Here is a 7,350-nt window from a genome sequence, read left to right as displayed (position 1 = left end):
ACTTACCTGATTACTACATAACTATTCTTTCAAAGAACTTTTGAGACTTTCTATCAGAATTTTAAAGCATTTAAAACTCTCAATCTCAATGTAAAAACTGACTTCTTCAGCCTCTATTTATTTCGTTTTCTGAGTCGTTTTCCTCAGAAGACGGATGCAAAGGTAAGAACTTTTTCTTTTCAACTCCAAAACTTTTTTCAAGTTTTTTTTTTGGAGTGTTTTGAGAAGCATTTCTTCAAAACCTTTACGCATGACATTGTTTTACGTCTTTTCAGTGAACGTTTTCACTGAAGACGGCTGCAAAGATAAGAGATTTAATTTGATCTTTCCAAATCTAATTTTGTTAAGCGATTTAAATAAAGTGAACTGACTTCATTTTCAGTATTTAAAGACTTAAGCTTTCTCTTATTTCTTTAGCAAACTTGTGTTTGAACCTTGTTTTCCAAGCGTGCTTCTCGTTTGAAGCGGGTGCAAAAGTGAGGGTTTTATTTGGACTGTGCAAATATTTATTGAAATAATTCAATAAATTAGTTGTAAGTAACTGATGATCTGTATTCTTATTTTCAGCACATTTAAAACATTACGACAAACTCTTCACTAAAACACTCTTCTGATAGTACTTTATTAAAGATTCATATCACTTTACAAACAGAACCTCTATATATAAGGAGGTAATATTAGATATTCAGTATTATACAGTATATATATTTCTATCTAAACAGAAGATAGTTATCCACATGAAGTTTTTAATCTATTATATACACCTCTGCTTTTTATACTCATATCTCTTAAAACCATTCTTGACATCAATCAATGTTGATAATTATTGGTATCAAAAACCTTCTTCACAAAAGTTATCCACAATGCAACCCTATAATTTTTCAAAAATCACACAACAAAAAGACCTACTCCTATTCCCAGGTCTTATAAATGTTATCAACATATATACGAATACACTTATCCACAAAATCATTCAAAATTATCAACATGATTATATTAATGTTGAAGAAATTCAAAATAGTTATCAACATGTGTACAAGAGTAAAGCTATTCAAAAAGATAATTTCTTATTGTCAACACCTTATATACTGTTGATAACTTTAAAAAATAGTATTGAATTAAGTTCTGATAAAAGAATCAACAATACGATTTCATATTTATACACATTTTATCAACAACTTATCAACAGTTATTTTGAAACTGTTGGTAAAGAAAAAACTATAGACTTTCACAACGAGCTTATCAACAATGTTGATAAGTTCGTTATGAATAACTCTAAGAGTTTATCTACACAAATCCATGTTGATAACTTATCTAGTTTTACTCATAAAACAGAAGAGTTATCAACATTAAAAGGAAAATCAACTCACTTTTTAAAAAATGAATACCCAAAATTGTTGATAACTGAGTTGATGATCGATCCGAAACCTAGTATTGGATTGGCAGAATGTGAATACATTGAGATATATAACTCGACAAATAAAAAAGTAAATCTTGAAGGGTACTCTTTAATAGTGAGAGACACAGAAATTGACTTACCTTATTATATAGTAGAGCCTCATCAATATATTTTGTTAGTTCCCCAAAATAAATCTGAGTTATACTCAGAGCCGCATCATATTAGGATTGAGAAATGGAAAAACCTTCTAAATACTAGTGGGGAAATTGTACTTGAAGAAAATAACAGTAATAAAGTACAGTACATTCATTATACACAAGAACATTATCGAGATACTCAGAAAAAGAATGGCGGTTGGAGTCTAGAGATGATAGACCCAAATGCTGTTTGTAAGGAAATGGATAATTGGAAAGCATCAAAAGCGATAAAAGGTGGTACTCCAGCTCAAAAAAATTCTGTGAACGATAGTATAATCGATACTGAAGCTCCTCTACTCATAGATTTCTTTCTAGAAGAGAATAACTCCATTGTTTTAGAATTCAATGAAAAAATAGATAGAAGCTTATCTCACCCTATTTTTAATAGTTATCCAAAAATATCAGGTTACCAATTCGTCTATAATAATTCAACTGATAATAAAATTGAGGTTAAAATATCAGACACTTTACAGTTTGGTGTTGAGTATAATTTTCAAATCGATGGGATTAGGGATTGCTTTGGGAATAGTCAGCTACAAAAGTTTGAAATAATCTTTGAGGAAGAGATAAATGAACTATCATTATTTATATCCGAGATTCTTTTTAACCCCAAAAGCAATCAAAGCGAATTTTTGGAAGTCTATAATACATCTGACAAACCCATTAATTTAAAAAATTGGATGTTTCGGAATCAGAATGAACAGATAAAAGTGATTACATACGAGAATTTAATCATCGCTCCTAATTCATTTTTACTTTTCGCTACTGATATTTTATCTCTTAAAAATGAATACCCTACTATATCAAATAAAAACTGGTTAGAAGTAAGTATACCAAGTCTTTCAAATAACGGAGGCTTTATCCAACTTCTCACACCACATGGACACATCCACGATCAAATGAGTTTTGACGAAAGTATGCACTCTATACTTATTACGGATACAAAAGGAGTTTCTTTAGAAAAAATAAATATTACAGCGTCTAGCAAAGATGCTAATAATTGGAGTTCGGCTTCCTCAAATGTCAATTATGCAACACCTGGTTATCAAAATTCCCAAAATGCAAAAGCTAATGAACTCGAATGTCTACAAATCACACCTTCTGTTTTCTCTCCGAATGGTAATGGCTACAAAGACCACTTATATATAAGTATAAACTGCGAAAAGAATCAATCCATCACTCTGCAAATTTTCAATGCACAAGGACAATTGATTAAAACCTTAGGCAATAACTTATGGACCCCCTCTAATTTAGAATTAAGTTGGGACGGTCATAATGAGAATGGAAATCTGGTAAAAATGGGACGTTATCTACTTCTTGTTACCTTATTAAATGAAAACGGTCAGATCAATACTTTACAGCATAATATCGTAGTTAGTCAAGGGCTCTAAAAGCTTCATCTTAAGATAGAATTCAGTTTCAATACGTTAATAAATCTCTAATCTGCTAATTTTGATTTATTTATGCCTCTAAAGTGTTTGATTAATAAAGAAGAATAGTTATTTTTGCACTCCGATTTGAATTCACGAAAAAATTTAATTTAGCGATGAAACAAGGAATCCATCCAGAATATAGAGAAGTAGTTTTTTACGACTTAACTTCTGAAGAAAAATTTTTGACTCGTTCAACTGTAGATACTAAAGGTGAAACTATCGAGTTTGAAGGTGCGACTTACCCAGTATTCAAAGTCGAGATCTCTTCAGCTTCTCACCCATTCTACACTGGTAAGAACTTGCACGTATCAAGAGCTGGTCGTGTTGAAAGATTCAACAAAAAATACGGAAGAAAATAATAAGTTTTGTTACTTATTATGCCCTAAAAAACCACATTTCGAAAGAATTGTGGTTTTTTTTATTTCCCATTTAGAATACGTTACTTCGTACAGTAAACTAAATTTTATGGCAGATAAACTACCATCTGTCTTAAGAAATATAACTTCTTTAGTTTCCCCTATTTGTTAACTTCTGAAGCGTCCATACAATTATAAGTCACACTATTATTTTTTACTTACGATAATGAATATCTTAATCTGGGATAATCCCGAACACAGAGAGGACTTGATGCCTTTCACTTTCATTAGACCAATAGGCGAAATTCGTATTGGTATATTAAAAGTTTCTGACAAATGGAGAAAAGCATTTCCAGAAAACACTATTTCATATTTAGCCCACGACTATCTACAAGTTAAGTACAAACCCGAATTTGGTACAGATAATTTATACATCAATGGAATTGTTTGTCCTAATCCAGAATTAAATGAAGCGATTAGCCAACTTCAACATGAGCAAACTCTCGTTTTTGAAGATGTAATTATTGCTACTCGAAGCTCAAAGGTCTATAAGACACCAGAAGAAGTAGAAATTAAAGAGAAAGTTGAGTTTTCCCCTAAAGAAGCACCTACACTTCTCCGTCACAAATGGGATATCTTTTTACAAAATGGAAAAGAGATTGAGGCAGACTTCCCAATTGTAACTGCAGGTAGACAAACTCAACATATCCGTGACCCACATACAGTTATTTATGGACAAGGAAATATCTTCATTGAAGAAGGCGCTCAAATCAAAGCCTCAATTATCAATGCAGAAGACGGACCAGTATATATAGGTAAGAATGCTCTTATTAGAGAAGGTTGTATTTTGCATGGACCAATAGCCATTTGTGAAGGTGTACAAATTAATATGGGGGCAAAAATTAGAGAAGATTGTACTTTTGGTCCTTATTGCAAAATTGGAGGTGAAATTGGAAACTCGGTCTTCTTCGGTTATAGTAACAAGGTACATGAAGGCTATGTAGGAAATACTGTAGTAGGTAAATGGTGCAACTTCGGAGCTGACTCAAATACCTCAAACCTGAAGAATAACTATGGCAATGTGAAAGTATGGAACTATAAATCTGATAGCCTAGAGTTAAGTGATCAGTTATTCTGTGGTACGATGATGGGTGATTATGCTCGTTGTGGAATCAATACCATGCTCAATACAGGAACTGTGGTAGGTGTTTGTGCCAATATTTTTGGTGCTGGCTTCCCTCCAAAGCACGTCCCTCCTTTTGCTTGGGGTGGCTTCGAGAACTCTGAAGTAGCAGAATTAGACAAAATGTATCAGGTAGCAGAACGTGTAAAAAGCAGACGTAATTCTAGTTTTACAGATGCTGATAAAGAGATATTTACTCATGTTTTTGAGTTAAGTAAAAAATACCATCAAGCATAATCAACTAAAATTTTCCTAAAACCTTTTGTATTGCAAAAGGTTTTAGGATTATACATATGCATCTTTGAAGCATAGCTCACTAAGAAACGAACTATCAGACATAAATTTTAAAAGCTCAATAGAGTTATGTAATTTTTTAGGTGTGTCTGTTCCAAACTATATAACTAACAATAATAGGATTAACAATGATTGCCATTGATATTGTAATGCTTTTACCAGAAGAATTGGCTGACAAAGCCATTCAAGTGAACCAATCCCTCCCAAATATCAAAGGACAATACCGACTAAACAAAAAAAGCTGTTTTCCACATATTACGATCGGGATGGGGGTTATTGAGGAAGAAAATCTTACGGCTCTAAAAAGTGAACTTTCACTGCTAAATTTCCCAAAGGAATATACTTTCCAATTGGCAAATAGCTATCAGTTAGGAAATGCTATCGGTTGGAATATCGAAAAATCTAATTGGATGGATACACTGCACATTCAAGTAATGGATATTCTTCAAAAATTTACTGTAAAACCTGAAGTCAAAATATACTCGGACTGCCTTTACCCAACACCTTATATTCACTTCAAATACGAAACGATAAACTATTTGAAAAACTTCGCTCGATTGTATGCATTCGATAATTTTCAACCTCACATTACAATCGGACTAGGGAACACCCCACCAAAAACTCATACCAAAAAAGCCTTTATCAGTGACGGTCTTGCATTATTTCATCTAGGAAACTTAAATACTTGTGTCAAAATGATTGCAAAACTCTAAGCTTCTGCACATATTTATAGCTTTTTCAGGGAATCAGTGAAAGGATTCAAAAATAGAACGTACTTCTTTTCGTTATTTCTTTAATACGATTGAATATGATAAGGTTAGCTGTTCTATTTCTTTTCGAACTCTTTTCCATACAACGCGGCTAAGTAAACCAGTAAATATGACTCCGAGGATGATATATAGGCTTTTTAGTATTTTTTGCATTACACTGATCACTTTTTCCTGTAGTCCTGACCAAGGATTGCTAAAGGTTATTCCTAAAGATGCACTTTTTGTAGTATCAATGAATACCCCTTCTCTAATTCAGAAAAGTGAAATATATGACAGCGATCAGTATCAAATAGCAAACTTTTTTGTTCAAGAGTTTGGACAACACCCTCTCGGAAATACCCTAGAATCTCCCCAAGATATAGGCATCAATGTTTTTGAAAATTTGTATGCTTACGGAATCAAGAATACAATTACAGGTACTCCTTTTCTTTGCTTTACCGCAGAACTTGACAAAACAGCTTTCTTGGAAGAAAAAGTCGCTACCTTTTTACAACATAGTTACTCAGAAAAAGTAAATGATTGGGATGTTATCTATAATGGTCAGTGGGGAATTGCTTGGAACGATGCTCAAGTACTAGTTGTCAGAAGTGAACACCCAACTATTTCTATTGACATAAAACATACGCTAGAACAACTAACTTCGCTTGAAGACACTGAAAGTCATTACAACTCAGAAGACTTTATTACAAAACTAAATGAAAAAGCTGACCTAGGCATTTGGCTCAATATCAATCAAGCAAAAAGTCTTCCGCTACTTTCAGAATACTCATACCTTATTCCAAAGTTGAGACAAGATGATAATAATATTCACTTTAACGTCAACTTCGAAAAAGATCAGATCAACACCGACATCGCTATTCTTCTATCTGAAGAGGATAAGGAAGCGGTATTAGGAAGCTACTTCAAAAAGACTAGTAATACAAAAGCTCTACAAAATGTACCTGAAGATGCTTTATTTGTAGTAAATACTGCTGTAGAACCTAAACCATATTACAATCACCTTAAAGAATCTGTTTCTCAAGTTGATTCTGTAAAAGCTGCTCAGATTGATTTCTTCGAACGTTTTTGGTTAGGTTATAAAGCAAAAGTTTCAACCGATGAATTTTTGGAAGCTTTGGGTGGTGAATTGACTATTGCAGTAACGGGAGAACAAAAGTTGATAGGCAGACACAACAAGATTTCTTATCAACCAAAGTTCCTAGCAGAAACGTCGATGAATGACTTGAAGCTATTCAACAATTTCCTGAAAAAGATTCCTTATTTGAGAAGATCAAAATCTGGAAATTACTACGAATGGAATTTCTTGAGCTGGAACTTCTACCTCGGTATGCATAAAGGAATTGCATCTTTCTCTAACGATAGAGAAGCAATGAATACAGTGGATAATGAAGGATTGGAAAAAAGTATCTTAGATGGTGCTTATGGTTCATACTTTAGCAGTTCTCCTTTCACGATTTATCTTGACCTGAACGTGAATAATTACCCTGCTTCATTAAAAGATAACCTTACTAAAAACTTCAGTAATTACATTCCAAACTATGAAGCACACACAAGTGTGTTTGATAAGATGATTATGTATAAAGATGGAGAAGATCAAAAAGTAAAAGTTAGTCTACATTCTGAAGGAGAAAATAGCCTTCACTTCCTTCTGAAACATTTAGATAAAGTTTACAGTGAACAACTTATCCTGTAATTGAAAATATAATTTCATTAATAAA

5 protein-coding genes are annotated in these 7,350 nt (G+C 32.8%); all 5 read left to right on the top strand.

Features of this window, described 5'->3' with window-relative positions:
* Positions 1–800 precede the first annotated feature (800 nt).
* A complete protein-coding gene (locus BC781_RS24910; RefSeq protein WP_158281584.1) occupies positions 801–2,987 on the top strand; it encodes a lamin tail domain-containing protein in 2,187 nt (728 codons plus the stop codon).
* A gap of 155 nt (positions 2,988–3,142) precedes the next feature.
* Positions 3,143–3,388: a type B 50S ribosomal protein L31 gene (locus BC781_RS24905; protein ID WP_109623187.1), complete on the top strand. Its 246-nt coding sequence runs from the start codon at positions 3,143–3,145 to the stop codon at positions 3,386–3,388.
* Positions 3,389–3,611: 223 nt separating this feature from the next.
* A complete protein-coding gene (locus BC781_RS24900) occupies positions 3,612–4,805 on the top strand; it encodes a putative sugar nucleotidyl transferase (RefSeq protein WP_109623185.1) in 1,194 nt (397 codons plus the stop codon).
* 185 nt (positions 4,806–4,990) lie between these two features.
* The gene (locus tag BC781_RS24895) at positions 4,991–5,575 is read left to right on the top strand and encodes a hypothetical protein (RefSeq protein WP_109623183.1); all 585 of its coding nucleotides are present in this window, start codon (positions 4,991–4,993) and stop codon (positions 5,573–5,575) included.
* Positions 5,576–5,822: 247 nt separating this feature from the next.
* Positions 5,823–7,325 (top strand): DUF4836 family protein, encoded by a 1,503-nt coding sequence (locus BC781_RS24890; RefSeq protein ID WP_158281583.1) that lies wholly within the window; start codon positions 5,823–5,825, stop codon positions 7,323–7,325.
* Positions 7,326–7,350 lie beyond the last annotated feature (25 nt).

It is taken from the genome of Sediminitomix flava (genome assembly GCF_003149185.1).
In the GTDB taxonomy this organism is placed as follows: Bacteria; Bacteroidota; Bacteroidia; order Cytophagales; family Flammeovirgaceae; genus Sediminitomix; species Sediminitomix flava.
The sequence above is the reverse complement of the archived record's forward strand: the minus strand, read 5'-3'. Positions and strand labels throughout refer to the sequence as shown.